The 18,817-nt window shown below is 64.2% G+C and carries 20 protein-coding genes; 7 read left to right on the top strand and 13 right to left on the bottom strand.

Features of this window, described 5'->3' with window-relative positions; genetic code table 11:
• Positions 1-432: 432 nt before the first annotated feature.
• The 3 genes from LRP30_RS02805 to LRP30_RS02795 all read right to left on the bottom strand — a co-directional run bounded on the left by LRP30_RS02805 (position 433) and on the right by LRP30_RS02795 (position 4,439).
• Entirely contained in the window at positions 433-1,287 is an 855-nt protein-coding gene (locus tag LRP30_RS02805) for a hypothetical protein (RefSeq protein WP_249759272.1), read from the bottom strand.
• A 367-nt stretch (positions 1,288-1,654) separates the two neighbouring features.
• Positions 1,655-2,422 (bottom strand): SDR family NAD(P)-dependent oxidoreductase, encoded by a 768-nt coding sequence (locus LRP30_RS02800; RefSeq protein ID WP_249759271.1) that lies wholly within the window; start codon positions 2,420-2,422, stop codon positions 1,655-1,657.
• A 1,528-nt stretch (positions 2,423-3,950) separates the two neighbouring features.
• A complete protein-coding gene (locus tag LRP30_RS02795; RefSeq protein ID WP_249761684.1) occupies positions 3,951-4,439 on the bottom strand; it encodes a cyclic nucleotide-binding domain-containing protein in 489 nt (162 codons plus the stop codon).
• A 195-nt stretch (positions 4,440-4,634) separates the two neighbouring features.
• Between LRP30_RS02795 and LRP30_RS02790 the strand changes: the two genes are divergently transcribed.
• Both LRP30_RS02790 and LRP30_RS02785 read left to right on the top strand, forming a co-directional pair.
• Positions 4,635-5,642 carry an LLM class flavin-dependent oxidoreductase gene (locus LRP30_RS02790; RefSeq protein ID WP_249759270.1) on the top strand — a complete coding sequence of 336 codons (1,008 nt, stop codon included), beginning with the start codon at positions 4,635-4,637 and terminating at the stop codon, positions 5,640-5,642.
• A gap of 123 nt (positions 5,643-5,765) precedes the next feature.
• Entirely contained in the window at positions 5,766-6,494 is a 729-nt protein-coding gene (locus LRP30_RS02785) for a LuxR family transcriptional regulator (protein WP_249759269.1), read from the top strand.
• Between the two features lie 73 nt (positions 6,495-6,567).
• Here the strand turns inward: LRP30_RS02785 and LRP30_RS02780 are convergent, their stop codons facing one another.
• The 6 genes from LRP30_RS02780 to LRP30_RS02755 are packed head-to-tail and all read right to left on the bottom strand — an operon-like array spanning position 6,568 to position 11,174.
• A complete protein-coding gene (locus LRP30_RS02780; RefSeq protein WP_249759268.1) occupies positions 6,568-7,443 on the bottom strand; it encodes an amidohydrolase family protein in 876 nt (291 codons plus the stop codon).
• Between the two features lie 13 nt (positions 7,444-7,456).
• Positions 7,457-7,849: a RidA family protein gene (locus LRP30_RS02775; RefSeq protein ID WP_128942877.1), complete on the bottom strand. Its 393-nt coding sequence runs from the start codon at positions 7,847-7,849 to the stop codon at positions 7,457-7,459.
• Between the two features lie 25 nt (positions 7,850-7,874).
• Positions 7,875-8,678 (bottom strand): 2-oxo-hept-4-ene-1,7-dioate hydratase, encoded by an 804-nt coding sequence (gene hpaH, locus LRP30_RS02770; protein WP_249759267.1) that lies wholly within the window; start codon positions 8,676-8,678, stop codon positions 7,875-7,877.
• Positions 8,679-8,681: 3 nt separating this feature from the next.
• The gene (locus LRP30_RS02765) at positions 8,682-9,542 is read right to left on the bottom strand and encodes a fumarylacetoacetate hydrolase family protein (RefSeq protein ID WP_249759266.1); all 861 of its coding nucleotides are present in this window, start codon (positions 9,540-9,542) and stop codon (positions 8,682-8,684) included.
• Between the two features lie 45 nt (positions 9,543-9,587).
• A complete protein-coding gene (locus LRP30_RS02760) occupies positions 9,588-10,205 on the bottom strand; it encodes a flavin reductase family protein (RefSeq protein WP_128931105.1) in 618 nt (205 codons plus the stop codon).
• Between the two features lie 3 nt (positions 10,206-10,208).
• On the bottom strand, positions 10,209-11,174 hold the full coding sequence (locus LRP30_RS02755) for a tripartite tricarboxylate transporter substrate binding protein (RefSeq protein ID WP_249759265.1): 966 nt from the start codon (positions 11,172-11,174) through the stop codon (positions 10,209-10,211).
• A gap of 142 nt (positions 11,175-11,316) precedes the next feature.
• Between LRP30_RS02755 and LRP30_RS02750 the strand changes: the two genes are divergently transcribed.
• The 4 genes from LRP30_RS02750 (at position 11,317) to LRP30_RS02735 (ending at position 14,939) form a co-directional block, all read left to right on the top strand.
• The gene (locus tag LRP30_RS02750; RefSeq protein ID WP_249759264.1) at positions 11,317-12,108 is read left to right on the top strand and encodes an IclR family transcriptional regulator; all 792 of its coding nucleotides are present in this window, start codon (positions 11,317-11,319) and stop codon (positions 12,106-12,108) included.
• A gap of 186 nt (positions 12,109-12,294) precedes the next feature.
• A complete protein-coding gene (locus LRP30_RS02745) occupies positions 12,295-13,590 on the top strand; it encodes an O-acetylhomoserine aminocarboxypropyltransferase (protein WP_249759263.1) in 1,296 nt (431 codons plus the stop codon).
• A 4-nt stretch (positions 13,591-13,594) separates the two neighbouring features.
• Positions 13,595-14,377, top strand: a complete 783-nt coding sequence (locus tag LRP30_RS02740) for an alpha/beta hydrolase (RefSeq protein ID WP_249759262.1) — start codon at positions 13,595-13,597, stop codon at positions 14,375-14,377.
• 61 nt (positions 14,378-14,438) lie between these two features.
• The gene (locus tag LRP30_RS02735) at positions 14,439-14,939 is read left to right on the top strand and encodes a DUF6496 domain-containing protein (protein WP_128931101.1); all 501 of its coding nucleotides are present in this window, start codon (positions 14,439-14,441) and stop codon (positions 14,937-14,939) included.
• Here the strand turns inward: LRP30_RS02735 and LRP30_RS02730 are convergent, their stop codons facing one another.
• Positions 14,940-15,143 (bottom strand): hypothetical protein, encoded by a 204-nt coding sequence (locus LRP30_RS02730; protein ID WP_128942870.1) that lies wholly within the window; start codon positions 15,141-15,143, stop codon positions 14,940-14,942.
• Between the two features lie 387 nt (positions 15,144-15,530).
• Between LRP30_RS02730 and LRP30_RS02725 the strand changes: the two genes are divergently transcribed.
• Positions 15,531-16,262, top strand: coding sequence for an SDR family NAD(P)-dependent oxidoreductase (locus LRP30_RS02725; protein ID WP_249759261.1), 732 nt, complete (start codon positions 15,531-15,533; stop codon positions 16,260-16,262).
• 170 nt (positions 16,263-16,432) lie between these two features.
• Here the strand turns inward: LRP30_RS02725 and LRP30_RS02720 are convergent, their stop codons facing one another.
• The 3 genes from LRP30_RS02720 to LRP30_RS02710 are packed head-to-tail and all read right to left on the bottom strand — an operon-like array spanning position 16,433 to position 18,817.
• A complete protein-coding gene (locus LRP30_RS02720) occupies positions 16,433-17,044 on the bottom strand; it encodes a pyridoxamine 5'-phosphate oxidase family protein (protein ID WP_249759260.1) in 612 nt (203 codons plus the stop codon).
• Between the two features lie 22 nt (positions 17,045-17,066).
• The gene (gene phnN / locus LRP30_RS02715) at positions 17,067-17,663 is read right to left on the bottom strand and encodes a phosphonate metabolism protein/1,5-bisphosphokinase (PRPP-forming) PhnN (protein WP_249759259.1); all 597 of its coding nucleotides are present in this window, start codon (positions 17,661-17,663) and stop codon (positions 17,067-17,069) included.
• Positions 17,660-18,817, bottom strand: a complete 1,158-nt coding sequence (locus LRP30_RS02710) for an alpha-D-ribose 1-methylphosphonate 5-triphosphate diphosphatase (protein WP_249759258.1) — start codon at positions 18,815-18,817, stop codon at positions 17,660-17,662. Before LRP30_RS02710 ends, phnN begins: the two co-directional genes overlap by 4 nt.

Genomic DNA, 18,817 nt, shown 5'->3' with positions numbered 1-18,817 from the left:
GCGCGAAATCAGCGATTTAAGACAGGGGCGGGACGCGAGTTCCGCCCCTTGTCGTTTGACCGTCCGGTATTCAGATTTCGGCGTACAATCGAACGACTATTTACTGCCATGATGGGGGTTGGATCGTGGGTGCGTTGCGCACGGTTGACGCGTCCGGAATGCTCTTAGGGTATCGCAGGCTCCCCACTTCACGCGGCGGAGCCGAAAACATGACGCCTGCGGAATTCTGATTCCGGGGAAGGAGATCGGCTGTGTCGGACCAGGATGCGAAGTACTCGGATTTGGCGCAGATCGCCAAACGGAGTAGGGAGTTCAGCAAGGACTACGGGCGCAACCGCGGAGCCCTGTTGACGGCCTGGCTGGCTCATGTAGCGACCCGTGGTCAACCCGCTGTGCGGCCGGGGTGGCTTATTGCTCTGGCCGGCATCCTCGTCAGTCTGTGGAAGCTGTGGCCCGCTTAACGGGCGCGTACGTCGTCTTCAACGCCGTCGCAACGATCTCGTCTATGGACAGCTCGGTATCCGGAAAGAGGTAGAGCATGTGGACGCAGCCACGGCCGAGGGCCTTTCGGGCGAACTCGATTCCGAAGCCAGCGGTCACCTTGGCCCCAGCACTGTCGTTCGCATAGAGGTCGTTCTGCGCAGTTCGCGAAAACGCCATGGGAAGAGAGTGCGCCTGATTAGAAAGATACTTGTACATGCCGCGGGTAAGCTGGTCTCCCCACTCGAAGGTCAGCATGGCCTCATGCCGCCCCTCAATGTACATGTCATTGCCCTCCAGCAACTTTTTCCGCCGCTTCTCAGGTAACGTCTGAAAGAAGGTGTTCTCCGCCACCATCTTCGTCGCGTACTCCATCTGCTGGTCTTTCAGGTCCGTGTCGAACTTGAATGCAATGGACTTGAGGAAAGAGGTGCGGTTGACCAACTCGTGAAGGATGAATAGCCGCTTGCGGCAGTCCCATTCGTCAGCGGGAATATCCACGTCGCCGATATAGAGCATCACCGAGATGCACTCGATCAATGCCCGGCAAAGGATGGTTATGGATGCATGGTCTAGCCACTGCGCGTTGCCAAATCCGGTCGGAAGTGGGTTGAACGTGTTCTCGATGGTCTTCGACATCACGCAGGCCCGGACGAATAACCATGAGGCATAGCCGCGGATCTCATCCACATCCCGAACGCCGATGGCATTGCCCACTGTCGTCGCATGCTGGACGATTCCTCGGAACTTCGTACATTCGTCGCGGAAGAACTCGGTTTCTGCCGCGTAGTCTGGCTTCTTCTTCATTGGCGAGGATCGCGTCGAAGATGGGAGAGCGGTATCAATCGGCCCAAGTGGTGCTTTCGTCAATTTAGATCTCATTCCTTCTCCCTTCTTCTTGGAGCGAACTGCAGGTGATGTAATTCTCATCCGTTGACCGCGAAAAGTGAACGAACTGCGTGCCGGGCGTCTAGCATCAACGTACCTCTCCAGAACCTCGCCCTAGCTTCGAGGTCGCGGATGCCATCGCAAGCAAAGTACCCTGATCGTCGTGGAGCTGGCCTTATCTACCCAGCATGAGGGCGGCTTTTAAGGAAATCGAGCGGCGGTGGTCCGCGGCAAAAAAGGCTCGAGGAAAAATCTGAAATGGCATGCCCGTTGTGTCGCCAAAGAATTATGGCAGCGCCACAACGGTCAACTCCTGCAGCCTTGCGATAAGCCGGTCCTGGAATTTTGGATCGGTCGCTTGATCAGCCGGCTCCTGCTGCCGGAGGTGATGCCAGTAGCGCCCACTGACCAGCGCAGCAGGATCGTCGCTCACAGCCAGCCAGCTTTGCGTCTTCTGCCCAGTCTCGACATCCACCGGGGCACCCGCGCCGCCCATCTTCGTGCGTGCCCAGCCGGGATCGACCGCGTTGCTCAGGACCCGCGGCCAGCGTCGCGCCAGCGCGGATGCCAGCGCGACGACGTGCAGCTTGCTCTCGGCATAGGCCTTTGCCGAATCCCAAGACCTTTTCGTCCAGTCGAGATCATCAAGCGAGCCTTCCCCGCCGCGATGCAGCCCGCTACTGAGATAGACCAATCTAGCGGGGCGCTCGACCAGTGCCGTCAACATGTACGGCGCAAGGGTGTTGATCGCCAATGTGCTCGCATGGCCTTCCGGAGTAGAACAGCGGCTCCGCTGCGTGTAGACACCGGCGTTGTGGATGACCGCGTCCATGCGCCCGATCGCGTTGACTTGGTCCGCGATGCTCCTCGTCTCGGAGCCGCTCTGGAGGTCCCCGACCACAACTCCTTCAGAGCGCGACGCGAGCTCTCCGAGGGCTGCGGCGCGATCGGCCGAACGCGCGTGCAGCACCACTCGGTGTCCCTGATCGAGGAGCGAATGCGCCGCCGCCCGGCCGAGACCGTCCGTGCTGCCGGTGATGAATACGATCGCCATGCGCTGCTCCTCGGATGTTCCGGAATGCACTCTACAGCGGCTAGGCATCACGTCCGATAGTTTGAGGTGGATCCGATTTCGCGGCATGGGAGACGTACTCTCCGCCGACCAATCGCTTCGATAGGTCACGGAAGGCCGCGAGTTCCTCGGGCGTGCCGAAGGGGAAGCTTCTTTTAGTAGCTTGAGGACGCGTTGGTAGTCGTCATAATGAAACTGGCTCTGAGCAATGACGTTTACGACGTGGCGACCTCGCCCAGAATGTGGTAATCATCGTCGCGCGGCACCCCTCAAAAGTGCCACACAAAAACAGATCGCCGGACCGAAAAACACAATAGAATCAATGTAATATGGGATTGACGCCTCAGTTCAATCCTGTCCGGCAGCACCAGTGTTCCACACATGACAAGGCGTTCTCGCGGCGTGAAGTGCCCGAGTTTTGCTCTATTCCGTGCCCCTCTTCGGTGAAGAGGGCGCAGGGAAGGCCGGGTGCCGGCTGGCACCCATGGTCCGCTGCGCGAAGAATTTGCACACGCAAATGCGCAGGCGGAGAACAGGTGGGCCGGAAAACACCCGGCCTTCCCTGCGCGATGGTTTGACGGCTTATGCCTGCTCTCCCCGGAGCCGAGTTCCTTCTGGCCTCCGTCACCTCGCGAATTGACGATGCGTCGCGACCCGGTTGAGCCTCAAAGCACCTCCGCAAGGCTTGACCGTAGCAACGACGGTCAGGACCACATGGTTTTGCCGTACGCAGCGATCCGGCTTCGCCCATAAGGCTCCGCCGGACACGGGCGCCGTCCGTCCGCACGCAGCACGACCTCACGAGGTTCATCTCGCCCTGGCCCCACCTTCGCGTGCCCGACGCTGCCGCGTCCACCGCACCCCGGTCCACGTTTCCTTACGACGTACGATCGTCCCTCTCCCCGGACCGGGATGGCAGGGAGAATGCCGCAATTCCGAATTTCGGTAAAGTGGAATATTTTTGCGGTGGGGGATTGACGGGATTTTGCGGGAGGCGGGTGTGTTGCCCGACGGTGCAGGTCCTCTGGTCAGCAGGCTTCCGCTTTTGGCACTACGCCAGCGCACCGCCATTGCCACAGTGACTGCGGGACGTTGAGAACTTCATACGGCGCAATCCGGAGCACCCGGCGCGCATCGCGCGTTTATGTCCGCATCTGGTCCCCCCTAACCGACATTTGAACTGCGTCGCACTGTCCGTTTGCCTCCCAAATTCGTGGTGATAGTGTCACAGTCCGCGGTCTGTCCGGGAGGACACAATGGGATGGTTTGACCGGCTGTTTGGAAGGACGTTGGCGCCTGCGACCCCACTCCTTGCGAGATTTAGGCGGAAATCACGGGCAGCGACTGATCCTGATCTTCTGAAGATTGCCAAAGACCGAAAAGGGCATGTCTCGCGGAGAGCCGTGAGAGATGAATATAATCGGCTGCTTCTGGAGAAGTACGCGCACGATAAGTCGTGACGTCTAAAGCGCGATGAGATGAGTGCGTAGCCCGCATCGCAGATAGAGTTTCATCTCGCAGGGGTTTGCTCTTCGCCCACCTGCTGTGCGGCGAAGCGATCGTCGGCACGGCGTAGCCGTCGGCAGAGCTCGCGATTGATGTTCTGCAGGACGATCACATAGGCGTGGATATCGGCCTTGTAGCAAGCGTAGAGCTTTTGGGCGGTCAGCTCGTACAACACGGTCGGACTCTCCGCGACCACAGTGGCGGAGCGATTTTGCATTTCGATCAGCGTCATCTCGCCGAAGAAGTCGCCACGCTCCAGACTGGAAATCGGGATGACGCTCCCCTTATTCGTCCGTTTGCTCACCGAGAGCCGACCGGATTCGACGATGAACATCGAGCGTCCCGGCTCACCCTCCGCCACGACGGTTGCTCCGGAATCGAAGCGGCGCTCGACCAGCATCGAAATCAGGAGATCGAGACCTGGGTCCGGAAGACCGCCGAAGAACGGCGTCGCGAGCAGGAACGCCTTCAGATCGGGAGCGCTGACAGCCATCACGCGAGGATACGCTCCATCGCCATCAGCGGCAAGCAGAGCTCGTAGGATGAGCGGACGCGAAACCCATCAGCCGTTCGATGGCGAAACATGATGGGTGGTTTCGCAACTGCTCTATCCATCCTACGCGCTGCCACTACATGTGTTGCTTGCAGACGCGCATGATCGCGCAGCCCTCCTCACCGGTACCCTCACATGATCCCCCTCTCCATCCTCGACCTCGCGCCCATCCGCCAAGGTGGCGACGCAGCGCAGGCGTTTCGCAATTCGCTCGATCTCGCCCAGCATGCGGAGGCCTGGGGTTACAAGCGGTTCTGGCTGGCCGAGCATCACAACATGACGGGCATCGCGAGCGCGGCGACGTCGGTGGTGATCGCCCATGTCGCGGGCGGGACCAGGACGATCCGGGTCGGCTCCGGCGGGATCATGCTGCCGAACCATTCGCCGCTGGTCATCGCCGAGCAGTTCGGCACGCTGGAATCGCTTTATCCCGGGCGGATCGATCTCGGGCTCGGCCGCGCGCCGGGCACCGACCAGTTCACGGCGCGGGCGTTGCGGCGCGATCTCGCCACGGCTGCCGAGAATTTTCCGCACGACGTGCTGGAATTGCAGGCGCTGCTCGGCGATGTGCAGCCGAACCAGGCGATCCGCGCGGTGCCCGGCATGGGGACAAAGGTGCCGCTGTGGATCCTGGGATCGAGCACGTTTGGCGCGCAGCTTGCCGCGATGCTCGGCCTGCCGTTCGCGTTCGCCTCGCATTTCGCGCCGCAAATGATGATGCCGGCGCTGCGCGAATATCGCGCGCGCTTCGAGTCATCAGTGCAGCTCGACAAGCCCTATGCGATGATCGGCGTCAATGTGTTCGCCGCCGACAGCGATGCGGAGGCGCAGCGGATGTTCTCATCGCTGCAGCAGCAGTTCATCAATCTGCGCCGCGGCACGCCGGGGCCGCTGCCGCCACCGGTCGATGACATGGACGCGCTGTGGTCGCCGGCGGAGAAGGCCGGCGTCGGCCAGGCGCTGTCTTGCTCCGCGGTCGGCTCGCCTGCCGTGGTCGAAGAGAAGCTGAAGGCGCTGATCGCCGAGACCGGTGCGGACGAGCTGATGACCACCGGGCAGATCTACGACCACGCCGCACGGCTGCGCTCGTTCGAGATCGCGGCGGAGGTGCGGGATCGGCTGGCGGCCTCGCTCAATCGCTGAACCGGCGCGCCATCCTGGCTGACAAACAGGCGTGAGATTGCAGGCCCCGCAATGCTGTCCTAAACTCGGACATGGAAGGGTAGCGTAGCGCCGATCCCTCAAGGCCTGATCGTAGGATCGACGATGGATGTGATCCGCAGCCGCGCATTCGAGTTCATCGAGACGGTGCAAGAGCTTTCCGACACGGCGAGTGTCCTGGACGCCATGGGACACATGCTCGGCCAGTACGGCCCCGACCAGTTCTGTTGCGCCTATGTCGCCCCGCTCTCGACCGAAGCCCTGCGCGAGGCCGTTCTCGGTCATCGGCTGCCGCCCGGCTTTCTGGACATGTATTCCACCGAGCAGTTCGTCTGGGACGATCCGGCGCTGCGCCACTGCAAGACGACGCTGCGCCCGTTCCGATGGTTCAGGGAAGCGCCATTCGATCCGGTCCGCGAGCCGCGCGCCGTCGAACTGGTCCACCGCGCCCGCGACTTCGGGCTGCTCGACGGCGTGATGGTCCCGATCGCTTCACCTTCGAACCGCATCGGTCATGTGTTCTTCGGCGGCCGCGAAGTCGATCTGCCGGAGCGTGATTTGCCGGCCCTCCATCTCATGGCGCTTTATGCCTTCGACCGGGCGCTGGCACTGCGCGGCCAGCCCGAGGCACAGACACTCGCGCTGTCCCTGCGCGAGTGCGAGGTGCTGACACTGGCCGCGATCGGACGATCAACCGACGAGATCGCCGACGCGCTGACGATCACGCCGCGCACCGTGAAGGCCCACGTCAAGAGCTGCTGTAAGAAGCTCGGCGCGACCACCCGCACGCAGGCGGTGATGATCGCCATGCGCGACCGGATCATCTCGCCCTGATGCGTCGCGCTACGGCTTGTTGTTTGCGCGTGACCTTTTCGGAAAATCGCTTCGCGCTTTTCCGGATCATGCGCTAATCCGGAAACCCGAACAGCTTTGCCGGATTGTGGACGAGGATTTTTTCCAGCTCCGCCTGGTCGGGCGCGTAGCGGTACATCAGCTCGAGCAGATCGGCATCGTTCGGCGGCTGCTTCACCGAGACCGGGTGCGGCCAGTCGCTGGCCCAGACGCAGCGGTCGGAGGCGGCCTCGATATAGGCGCGCGCGATCGGGATCACGTCGTCGTAGGGAGCCCCAGTCTTCGAGGTCTTCTCGCCAAGTGACAGCATGACCCAGAAATTGCCCTTGCCGAGCAGCTCCAGCATCTTGCGCAAATTCGGATCGTCCTTGCCGGCTGCGGGATCGGGGCGCGCCATGTGGTCGATCAGCACGGGCACGTCGAGATTCTCGTATTTGGCGACGCTGGACATGATGCCATCCTTCTCGGGCTGGATCTTGACGTACCAGCCGAGCTCGCGGATGCGCGCAATCGCGCGGGCGAAATCGGTATCCGACAGCACGGCGCCGAGCTCCTGGCGGAAGCTGAAGCGCGCGCCGCGCACGCCGGCGTCGTGCAGCTTGGCCAGATAAGCATCGCTCGCCTCCGCGAACACCAGCGCGTTGGCGCAGCCGCGATAATTCGGACCCATCGCCGCGAGGCCGTCGAGCACGACGGCATGGTCCGCGCCGTAAGTCGTGGTCTGCACGATGATGCCGCGCTCGATGCCGAGCGCCTTGTGCATGCGCAGCGCCGCCTCCCAGGTCGCGGTCGGCATCCGATAGGCCGCACCGGGGCGCTCCGGATATTTGTCGATCGGCCCGAGCACGTGAAACTGACTGTCCACGGTCTTCGGTGGCGGCGCCTTCACCGGGCGGCGCGGATTGGGATCGAACGGCAGATAGGTCGGCATGCGCAAGACTCCTTCAGTCGATCACGGCGGTGAAGTCGCACTGCACCAGCGCGCCGCCGTCCATGTTGTCCATCGGCAGCGCGTGGCGCGCCGGGCGCGAATGCTCGTCCGGAAACATTTTCAGCCACTCGACATTGACGGGACCGCGCTGCGTGCGGTCCTTCAGCCACACCGTCATCTTGATGATGTCGTCCGTGGTGCCGCCGGCGGCCTCCACCGTCGCCTTCATGTGCGCGAACATGTTGGCGCATTGCGCATCGAGGCTCTCGGGCATGACGCCAGCCGCATCGCGGCCGAGGATGACACCCGACATCACGAGATTGCCGATGCGGCAGGCATTCGGAATCGGGTTGGCATGCTTGAAGCCGCCGATGTGGATGCTCTTGCGCCGCGATTGACCACTCATGATGCGCTCCCTGCTTGTTGTTGGTTCAGACGAACTGGCACGACACCGAGCCGAAGGTGCCGTAATCGGCATGGAAGGTGTCGCCGCGGCGGATGTCGACGGGACGCGTGAACGATCCCGCCAGCACCACCTCGCCGGCGGCGAGATGTTCGTCATGCGGCGCGAGGCGGTTGGCGAGCCAGGCGATGCCATTGGCGGGATGATTGAGCACGCCGGCCGCGAGCCCGGTCTCCTCGACCTCGCCGTTGCGGAACAGGAGCGCGCCGATCCAGCGCAGATCCGCATCGAGAGGGCGGAATGGCCGGCCGCCGAGCACCAGCGCCGCGTTGGCCGCATTGTCCGAGATCGTATCTATCACCTTGCGGGTCTTGCCGGTCTCGGGATCGACGCGGTGCATGCGCGTCTCCAGGATCTCGAGCGCTGGCGTCACATAGTCGGTGGCGTTGAGCACGTCGAAGATGGTGCAATCGGGCCCGCGCAGCGGGGCCTTCAGCACGAAGGCGAGCTCGACCTCGATGCGCGGCGCGTGGAAGCGGTCGAACGGAATCGGCGTGGCGTCGGCATAGAACATGTCGGCGAACAGCACTCCGTAATCGGGCTCATTGATGCCGACCGCGTTCTGCATCGCCTTCGAGGTCAGGCCGATCTTGTGGCCCTTGATGACGCGGCCGCGGCCGAGCTGGAGCTTGGTCCAGGCGCGCTGGACCGCGTAGGCATCCTCGATGCTGAAGTCCGGATATTCTTTCGTGAACATCGGGATCAGCGCCTTGGTGCGCTCGGCTTCATCGAGCCGCGCGGCGAGGCGTTCGATCGTCGCAGCATCCAGCATGATCTATTGCTCCGCGACGACGGTGTTGCGCAGCACGCCGATGCGGCTCGACTCGACCTCGACGACGTCGCCCACCTTCAGCCAGCGCGGCGGATCGAAGCGCGCGCCTGCGCCGGTCGGCGTGCCCGTCACGATCATGTCGCCAGGCTTCAATGTGGCAAAGGTCGAGAGATAGGAGATCAGGAAATCAAACGGGAACCTCAGCCGCTCGGTCGTGTCCTGCTGCCGCACCTCGCCGTTGACGCGCGTGATGATGTCGTGTGGCCCGCGCGGGTCGAGCTCGTCGGCGGTGACGATCCACGGGCCGATGCTGCCGGAACGGTCGAAATTCTTGCCTTGCGTGACGTTGAACTTGCCGTGGCGCAGCCAGTCGCGGATCGTGCCTTCATTGCATAGGGTCATGCCGAAGATGTGGCCCCAGGCCTTCTCGCGCGGGATGTGACGGCCGCCCTGCCCGATCACGATGACGAGCTCGCCTTCATAGTCGAGCTGGTCCGAAATCTTGGGCTTCTCGATCGGCTGGCCGGAGCCTGATATCGAGGTCATGCTGCGCACGAACAGGCTCGGATATTTGGGCAGGTCCGAATTGTCCTTGTATTCGGCGTTGCGCTCGGCGTAGTTGACGCCGATGCACCAGAGCTTTTCCGGCGCCAGCACCGGCGGAAGCAGGACCAGTTTTTCCAGCGCGTAGTCGGGCTGTTGCCCGGCGACCGCCTCCTGCGCATCGGCGAGCGCGTTGGCAGCGATCAGCGCCTTCACGTCGGAGAAATCACGGCCGATCCGCTTGGTCAGATCGACGACGCCGCCTTCGACGGCCGCACCGTAGCGCGGCTCTCCGTCCACGAGATAGCTTACGAGTCGCATCGTCGTTCTCCAATGATGTCGCGGGCGCGGCCGGAGCCAGCGCGCTCAGTCGGTCGATTTGGGCGTCTGGAAGACGGTGTTCAGTGTCACGATCTCGCCGAGCCGGGCGTAACGCGGGCCGCCGATGCGCGCGATCGGGTCGAGCGCCTTTGTCTCGACCTTGCCGTCCTTCACGAGGCCGTCGCGAATGTGGAACATGACGACCTCGCCGACGATGAGCCGGCTGCGGGCCTCGCCGAATTCCAGGCACTGTCGAAAGCGGCATTCCATTGCAACCGGCGCGGCGGCGAGCCGACGCACCTTGATGAGCTCGCAGGGCAGCGTTTCGAGCCCGAGATGCTCGACCTCGCTGATTTCAGGTGGATGCTCGATCGAGCTGTCGTGCACCGCGGACATCAGCGGGGTATCGGCGATGTGGATCACATATTCCTCGGTATCGAGGATGTTGTGCGCGGTGTCCTTGTAATCGGCACCCTTGCGGCCGACGCTGATGGCGAGCATCGGCGGCTTCTGCGAGACGAAGGTGAAGGCGCTGAACGGCGCGAGGTTGAGCACACCGGAGCGCGACAGGCTCGTCACCCAGGCGATCGGGCGCGGCACCACGATGCCGGTCATCAGGCGGTAGATGCGCTCGGCGCCGAGCTCGGTGGGATCGATTCGCATTGATCAATCCGCCCTGATGTTGGCCTTGCGCACCACCGGAATCCACTTGGCATCCTCGCGCGCGAGATAGGCCTTGAACTCATCAGGCGTCATCACTGTAGCTTCCCCGCCGAGCTTCTCGAACTTGTCGACCACGGCCGGATCCTTGAGGATCGCGACCAGCGTCTCGTGCAGCTTGTCGACGATGGGCGCCGGCGTGCCCGCAGGCGCGAACAGGCCGGTGAAGGTCTGGCCGTCAAAATCCTTGCAGCCGAGCTCGGCAAAGGTCGGGACGTCAGGCAGCGACTTCAGGCGGTGCGGGCTGGTGACGGCGAGCGCGCGGAACAGGCCGGCCTTGATGTGCTGGAGGCTGACCGTGAGCTGGTCGAACGCGAACTGCACTTGGCCGCCGAGCAGATCGTTGATCGCCGGCGCGTTGCCGCGATAGTGCGCGGTAACCCATTGCAGGCCGAGGTTGGACTGCATCAGCTCGCTGAGCAGATGGTTGGTGGTGCCAGGCCCCGGCGAGGCCATGGTCAGCTTGCCGGGCTCGCGCTTGGCGAGATCGATGAATTCCTTGAACGTCGTGGCCTGCACGGACGGATGCACCTCGAGCACCAGCGGCGTCATCGAAATGGTCGAGATCGGCAGGAAGTCCTTTTTCCAATTATAGGCCTCGCGCTTGTTGATCTCGGTCGCGAACAGCACCGGGCCATTGGCGCCGACGAACAGCGTGTAGCCGTCGGGCGCGGATTTCGCGAAGGCTTCGCCCGCGATCATGCCGCCGGCGCCGGCCTTGTTCTCGATGATGAAGGGCTGGCCGAGCTTTTCCTGGAGCTTGTCGGCGATGATGCGCGCCGCGCTGTCGACATTGCCGCCGGCCGGATAGGGCACGATCAGCTTGACGTTGCGCGCCGGCCATTCCTGGCTTGATGCGGGGCCTGCCAGCATCGCAACTGCAGCAGCGATGGCAATCCAGATTAATCTCATGTTAACCTCCCGGCGGCGCGTCCAATTCCACGTCGGATGCCGCGACGTTGCGCAAGGCAATTCGAAAGGCATCTCGATCGGAGCGAAATCTCCAGATGCGCGCTTGTCCTGTCGAGTGAATTGTGGCGTTCTTGTCCATATTATGGACAGGACCAGATTGGCCCGCAACGTCGGGGAACCGCGACAGGGCGCGCAGGCAATCCGGCGCGCGCTCGCAGTGCTGCGCATTCTGGCCGCAGGCCGCGAAGACGGTGTGCCATTGGCCGAGGTGATCCGTGCAACCGGGCTCACCCGCCCGACCGTGCATCGCATCGTCCACGTGCTGATCGAGGAAGGCATCGTCGAGCGACACGAGCGGACCGGCCGCTATGCGATCGGCAACCAGGTGCCGGAGCTGGCGCTCGCGCGGCCGCGGCCGTCACGGCTCTTGATCGCCGCCAATCCCTCGCTGCAACGCGCCTCCGCCGAGATCGGCGACACGCTGTTCCTGACGGTGCGCACCGGCAACGACACGCTGTGCGTCGATCGCAGGATCGGCGTCTATCCGATTCAGGTGCTGTCGATCGAGGTCGGCGCGCGCCGGCCGCTCGGCGTCTCCAGCGCCGGCGTCGCCATCCTCGCCGCCATGCCGGCGCAGGACGCGCGCAAAATCGTCGCGGCCAACGAGAAGAGGTTCGAGGCCTACCAGACCGACGTCGCAACCGTGATGGGCGAGATCACCGCGGCGCGGCGGCGCGGCTACTACATGCGGGAGATTGGCCTCGTACAGGGCACGAAATCGATCTCGACCTGGATCAAGAGCCCGGACGGACAGCCGGCTGCTGCGATGACGGTCTCCGCCGTGCGGACGAGGCTCGGTCCCCGTCGCGAGCAGGAGGTCGCGGAGATTCTGCTGCGCGAGACTGGGATCATCGAGCAGGCCATTCGCGGCTAAGGCGCGGGCGGCGCGACTTCGCCTCTCCCCGTAAGAACGGGGCGAGGGAGCGCACTGCCGTCGCGGCCGCGGCTCGCATCACGTGTCGTCGCTGCATGCAGGCAACCATCACTGTCAATGGGCTGACGCCGCGCTTCGTTTTGTGGCACAAGAGCCGCCTCCGCCGATCGACCAACGAGGCCACGCATGCCCGCGCCGAAACCGCCTGCCTTCGAGACCCTGAGCCTGCATGCGGGCCAGCATCCGGATCCCGTAACCGGCGCCCGCGCCGTGCCGATCTACCAGACCACGTCCTACGTGTTCCAGGATTCCGACCATGCCGCCGCGCTGTTCAACCTGGAGCGCGCCGGCCACATCTACACCCGCATCTCCAATCCGACCACCGGCGTGCTGGAGGAGCGGCTGGCGGCGCTCGAAGGCGGCGTCGGCGCGATCTGCACCGCCAGCGGCATGGCCGCGCTGCATCTGGCCATCGCGACGCTTTTGAACGCCGGCGACCACATCGTGGCGTCGAGCTCGCTCTATGGCGGCACCATCAACCTGCTGGCACACACGCTGCCACGCTTCGGCATCACCACCACCTTCGTCAAGCCGCGCGATCTCGACGCGTTCCGCGCTGCGATCAAGCCGAACACGAAGCTCGTGATCGGCGAGACCATCGGCAATCCCGGGCTGGAAGTGCTCGACATCCCTGAGGTCGCGGCGATCGCACATGATGCGAAAATTCCGCTGCTGATCGACAACACCTTCGCCACGCCCTATCTCAGCCGCCCGATCGAGCTCGGGGCCGACATCGTCATGCATTCGGCGACCAAGTGGATCGGCGGCCACGGCATCGCGATCGGCGGCGCCATCGTCGACGGCGGCCGCTTCGACTGGCGAGGCTCGGGCAAGTTCGGCGTGCTGACCGAGCCCTATGGCGGCTATCACGGCATCGTCTTCGACGAGCAGTTCGGCACCGCCGCCTTCATCATGCGCGCGCGCACCGAGGGCCTGCGCGATTTCGGCGCCTGCCTGTCTCCGACCAACGCGTTCCAGCTATTGCAGGGCGTGGAAACGCTCGGCGTGCGCATGGACCGGCATATGCAGAACACGCACCTCGTGCTGGATGCGCTGAAGGCCAGCAAGGCGGTCGACTGGGTGCTGCATCCCTCGCTGGAGGACCACCCGGACTATCAGCTTGCAAAGACGCTGCTGCCGCGCGGCGCCGGCTCCATCGTCTCCTTCGGCATCAAGGGCGGGCGGCCCGCCGGGCGCAAGTTCATCGAATCCCTGCGCCTGATCAGCCATCTCGCCAATGTCGGCGACGCCAAGACCTTGGTGATCCACCCCGCCTCGACCACGCATCAGCAGATGGACGCCGAACAGCTCAAGGCCGCCGGCATCGGCGAGGAGCTGGTGCGGATCTCGGTCGGCATCGAGACGGCAAGCGACATCATCGACGATCTCAATCAAGCGCTGCGCATTTCGCAAAAGGTCTGACGCCATGAAGCTCTCCGTCAACGGCACTGATGTGTTTGTCGCAACCGGCGGCCGCGACTTCGACAAGTCGCTGCCAGCGGTCGTCTTCATCCACGGCGCCGGCTTCGACCATTCGACCTGGGCGCTGCACACGCGCTGGTTCGCCCATCACGGCTTTTCAGTGCTGGCGCCTGACCTGCCCGGCCACGGCCGCTCGGCCGGGCCGTCGCTGTCGACCATCGCCGAGATGGCCGACTGGACGGCGGCGCTGCTGGATGCGGCAGGTGCCGCGAAGGCGCACCTGATCGGCCATTCCATGGGCTCGCTGATCTCGCTGGAGACGGCGGCGCGGCATCCGGACAAGGTCTCCGCGCTGAGCCTGATCGGCACCGCCGCGACCATGACGGTCGGCCCGGATCTGCTCAGGGCCGCCGAAGCCAACGACCAGGATGCCGTCGACATGGTCTCGATCTGGGGCCTCGGCTTCAAGGCCGAGCTCGGCGGCAGCCTGGCGCCGGGCCTTTGGATGCATGGCGGCGCACAGGCCGTGTTGAAGCATTGCGAGCCGGGCGTGCTGTTCAGGGATCTGTCGGCCTGCAATGCCTATGCGAATGCTCTTCAAGCCGCCGCGAGCGTGAAGGTGCCGACCACGCTCATTCTCGGCGAGCGGGACATGATGACTCCGGCTAAAGCCGGCAAGGCGCTGGCGGCGGCGATCCCGCAGGCGAAGACCGTCATCGTGCCGGGCGCAGGACACATGATCATGGCCGAGCGTCCAGATGAATTGCTGGCGGCGCTGAGGAACTGAAAAAGGATCAATCGGCGGCCTTGCGCGTTGCATCCCTGTGATTTCAAAGGGAACTCGACCCATGCCAAGACAGGAAATCATCCGCAAAGCCAAGCAGGACAAGCGCGCCGGCAAATCGGCAAGCACGCAGGCCGGCGAATTCGTCAAGGACGAAATCGACAAGATCAGGAAAGGCAAGCATGGCGCGCGGTCGACAAAGCAAGCCATCGCCATCGGCCTGTCCGAGGCGCGCCGCGCCGGCGTCGATCTGCCGCCGCCGCGCAAGGGGCGTACCAAGAAGTCGACGCGCCGCAGCGCCAAATATGCCTATGAGGCCGGTCAGGGCAAACGCACCCCGAAGCGCCGGCCGCGCGTATCGCGCGCCGTCGAGAACGTCCTGAAGAAGGAGCCGCGCTCCACAGCGTCGCGCAGCGCGCTGTCGAAGCAGGCCAAGCGCGCCGCGAGCGGGCGAACCGCGGCGTCGCGTTCGGCCGCTGCGCGGAAAGCGAGCCGCACCAAGGGCGCCAAGGCCCGCTCCGCTGCCGCCAAGAAGGCGGCACGCACCAGGACGCGCCGGCGCTGATCAGCTCAGACGCCGGCTCCGCTCGGAGAGCACCGCGTGGGCGGCGCGCTCGGCCTCGCGCGCCGAACGGAACTGACGGCCTTCGAGACTGTCGAACAGGCGCTCCGAGGAGAAGAAGCGGAAGCCACGCGCGTCTCTGGTGATGATCCCGGCGGCGCGGTCTTGGATCTCGATGATGTAGGCGTTCGACTGGGTTTGGGACATGACTGCTCGTTCGCCGAGTTTTCGGCGTTCCTGTCTTGAGATTTGCGGGATGCTGCTAAGAGTCGGTCAGCAACAACAACAGGCGCCGGTGGCCGCCGAGAAACAGCGACGCGTCATGCAAGCGTGCATGTCGCCTGGATTTCGCTGGTGATCGGTTCTCATATCGCAGCTTCGGCTCGAGGAGCAGTTTCGATGCTGCGAATATCGAGCGGTTGCCGCGATTGGTCAATGAAATGGCTATCCATATTTGATAGCGGCACGCCGGGGCGCTTCTCCCGCAGGAAGCGCTGGCAGGCGGATTCATCTCGCGATGAGTTCAACACCCGCGCGCGGCCGGCATGATACGCTCCCAGCAACCGCAAAGCAGACGATTTGGGAGATCCGGAGATGGCGGATGATCTGAAGGGGCGCACGGCGCTCGTCACCGGCGGCTCGCGCGGAATTGGCGCCGCCGTATGTCGCGCGTTAGCTGAAGCAGGCGCCGCGGTGGCGATCAACTGCCGCGAGCAGATCGGCCAGGCCGAGCAGCTCGCAGGTGAGATCGGCAAGCAGGGCGGCCGCGCGATCGTGATCGCCGCCGACGTCTCGCAGCGCGAGGCCGTAGCCGGAATGGTCGAGCGTGTCACTGGTGGGCTCGGGCCGATCGACATTCTCGTCAACAATGCCGGCATCGCCATCACGCGCGGCGTCGATGATCTCACCGAAGACGATTTCGACCGCACCATCCTGGTCAACCTGAAATCCGTCTTCCTGTGTACGCAGGCGGTGCTGCCGTCGATGCGCGCGAGGAAGTGGGGGCGCATCGTCAACATCTCCTCGGGCGCTGCGCGCGGTGCCGGCGCCATCGGGCCGCATTACAATGCATCCAAGGCCGGTCTGGAAGGCCTGACGCGAGGTTATGCGGCGCGCCTCGTGAAGGAAGGCATCACGGTCAATGCGGTGGCGCCGTCATTGATCGCGACCGACATGATGAGCGGCCAGCAACAGCTCGTCAGCCGCATTCCGCTCGGCCGCTTCGGCACCGCGGATGAGGTGGCGAAGGCGGTGATGCTGCTGGTCGACAACGCCTACATGACCGGGCAGACCATCGCGCTGAGCGGCGGCATGGCGTTTAATTAGGGGGCGCCCTCTTCACCTCGCCCCACTTGCGGGGAGAGGTCGGATTGCATCGAAGATGCAATCCGGGTGAGGGGGTACAGGTCTATCGACGATCTCATACGCGGAGAGAGCCCCTCACCCCGCCCTCTCCCCGCAAGAGCGGGGCGAGGGAGACGAGAGAGAACGGAGACTCACCACATCGTCGCGGCGGCGCGCGCGGGCCAGGCGCGATCGTATTCGTCGCCGCCGACCTTGTTCTCGCTCATCTCGGCCAGGATCTGGCCGGGCGTCGGCAGGGTTTTCGGATCGACGCGCTTGTCTGGATTCCAGAGATCGGAGCGGACGATGGCGCGGGCGCACTGGAAATAGATCTCGTCCACGCTCATCACCATGACGCTGCGCGGTGCCTTGCCTTCGACCTTGAACGAGGCCAGCAGCTCGGGATCAATCGAGAGATGGGCGCGGCCGTTGGCACGAACCGCATTGCCGGAGCCGGGAATCAGGAACATCAGCGACACCCTGGGATCGCGCACGATGTTGCGCAGGGAATCGATCCGGTTGTTGCCGCGGCGATCCGGCAGCATCAGCGTCTTGGGGTCATGGATGCGGACGAAGCCGGGCAGGTCGCCGCGCGGCGAGCAGTCGATACCCTCCGGTCCAATGGTGGCGAGCGCCGCGAACGGCGCCTTTTCGATGTAGATGCGATAGAGCGGCGTGACATGGTCGGCGACTTTGACGGTCGAGGCATCGTTGGTGACGCCATAGATGGCCTCCAGCTGTTCGACCGTTTCGATCACCGACATTCCACTCTCCTGGTTGCGCTGGTTATTCCTGCCAGCCTTCGTTCCTGATCACCCGCAGGAGCTGACGGCCATGATAATCCGCGCTGCCGGCGTTGAGGATGGTGACATCGGCCTGCGCCTGCGCATGATCGACGCTGCGCGACAGCCGTTCCGCGATGTTGCCGTCGCTATGTCGCGCCCGCGCGGCAAGCCGTTGCGCCAGCACGTCCGGCGGCGCCGTGATCGCGACCACCACGACATTTGCATAGGTTTGGCGCAACGCGCCGATCACGGTGCGCGAGACGTTGACGACGACCGTGCGTCCGGCACGGATATCGTCGTTGATCTCGAGCGGCAGCGCGTAGGAATGTCCGTGTGCCTCCCAGTGTACGGCGAAATCGCCATGCTGCTGCGCGCGGCGGAATTCGTCAGGGCCGAGCGCGACATTGTCTTCGTGACCGGAGGATTCCCGCGTCACGACGCGGCGTGGAAAGACGATATCGTGATCCTCACTACACGCTGCCTGCGCCAAGCGCAGCAGCGTATCCTTACCGGCGCCGCTGGGACCAACCACGAGCACCAGCCGCCCGGGACCAGTCCCGCCTGCCAAGCCCTGCGCCATGGCCGCGGTTTCGCTCATGCGACACGGCTCCCTTCGCGCCAGACGCTGCGGACGACGGGAACGCTGCCGGCAACATGCACGCGGATCAGGTCGGCGCGCTTGCCGATCGCGACCTCGCCGCGATCGGTGAGTCCAACCGCATCGGCAGGCGCCTTGGTCACGGTGCGGATCGCCGACGGCAGATCGATCGCAGGCACATGCTCGGGCAGCTGCAGCGCACCCATCAGCAGGCTCGACGGGATGTAATCCGACGACAGGATATCGAGCAGGCCTTCACGCGCGAGATCGACCGCGGCGATGTTGCCGGAGTGCGAGCCGCCGCGCACGACGTTAGGCGCGCCCATCAGGATGTCGATGCCGGCCTGGTGCAGGCCGCGCGCGGCCTCCAGCGTGGTGGGAAATTCCGCCACGGCGACGCCGTCGCGCACGGCGTCCGCGACGTTCTCCTCGGTGGTGTCGTCATGGCTCGCCAGCGCAATCTTGTACTGATGCGCCAGCGCCACGATCTCGCGCATGTTGGTCGCGGCATATTGCTTCTGGTACTCGAAGCGCTTTGCGAACAGCTCGTCGAGCTCGGCGTCGGTCTTGCCGCCGCCCTTGCCGCGATAATAGTCGCGCAGCTTGACCTCGTCGCGAAACTGGCGCTGGCCAGGCGTGTGATCCATCAGCGACATCAGCTTGACGTCGGGACGGTCGATCAGCTCCTTGGCCTCCTCGACCACGCTCGGCATCGGGATTTCGCAGCGCAGATGCAGGAAGTGATCGGCACGCAACAGGCTGGCATCGCGCGCGGTCGTGATTGCTGCGGCGAGCACGCCGGCGCGGCCGTCGACTTCCTCCGCGCCTTCCTCGCGCCAGACCCGGAGCGAATCGAACACCGTGGTGATGCCTGATGTGGCGAGCTGGCCGTCATAGGAGATAACGGCGGCCACCGGATTCCAGAACACTTTTGGCCGCGGCACATAGTGGGCTTCCAGATGGTCGGTGTGAAGCTCGATCAGGCCGGGCATGATGAGGTCGCCGCCGGCATCCTCGGCGCCGGCGGGCGCCCTGCCCTCGCCGATCTCGGCGATGCGTCCGCCCGCGAGAGCAAGCCAGCCCTGTTCGATCACCTGGTCGGCCAGCACGATCCTGGCGTTGGCGATGACGGTGTCCTTGGCGTTCATATCCAT

Source organism: Bradyrhizobium sp. C-145 (genome assembly GCF_023375135.1).
GTDB lineage: Bacteria > Pseudomonadota > Alphaproteobacteria > Rhizobiales > Xanthobacteraceae > Bradyrhizobium > Bradyrhizobium zhanjiangense.
The sequence above is the reverse complement of the archived record's forward strand: the minus strand, read 5'-3'. Positions and strand labels throughout refer to the sequence as shown.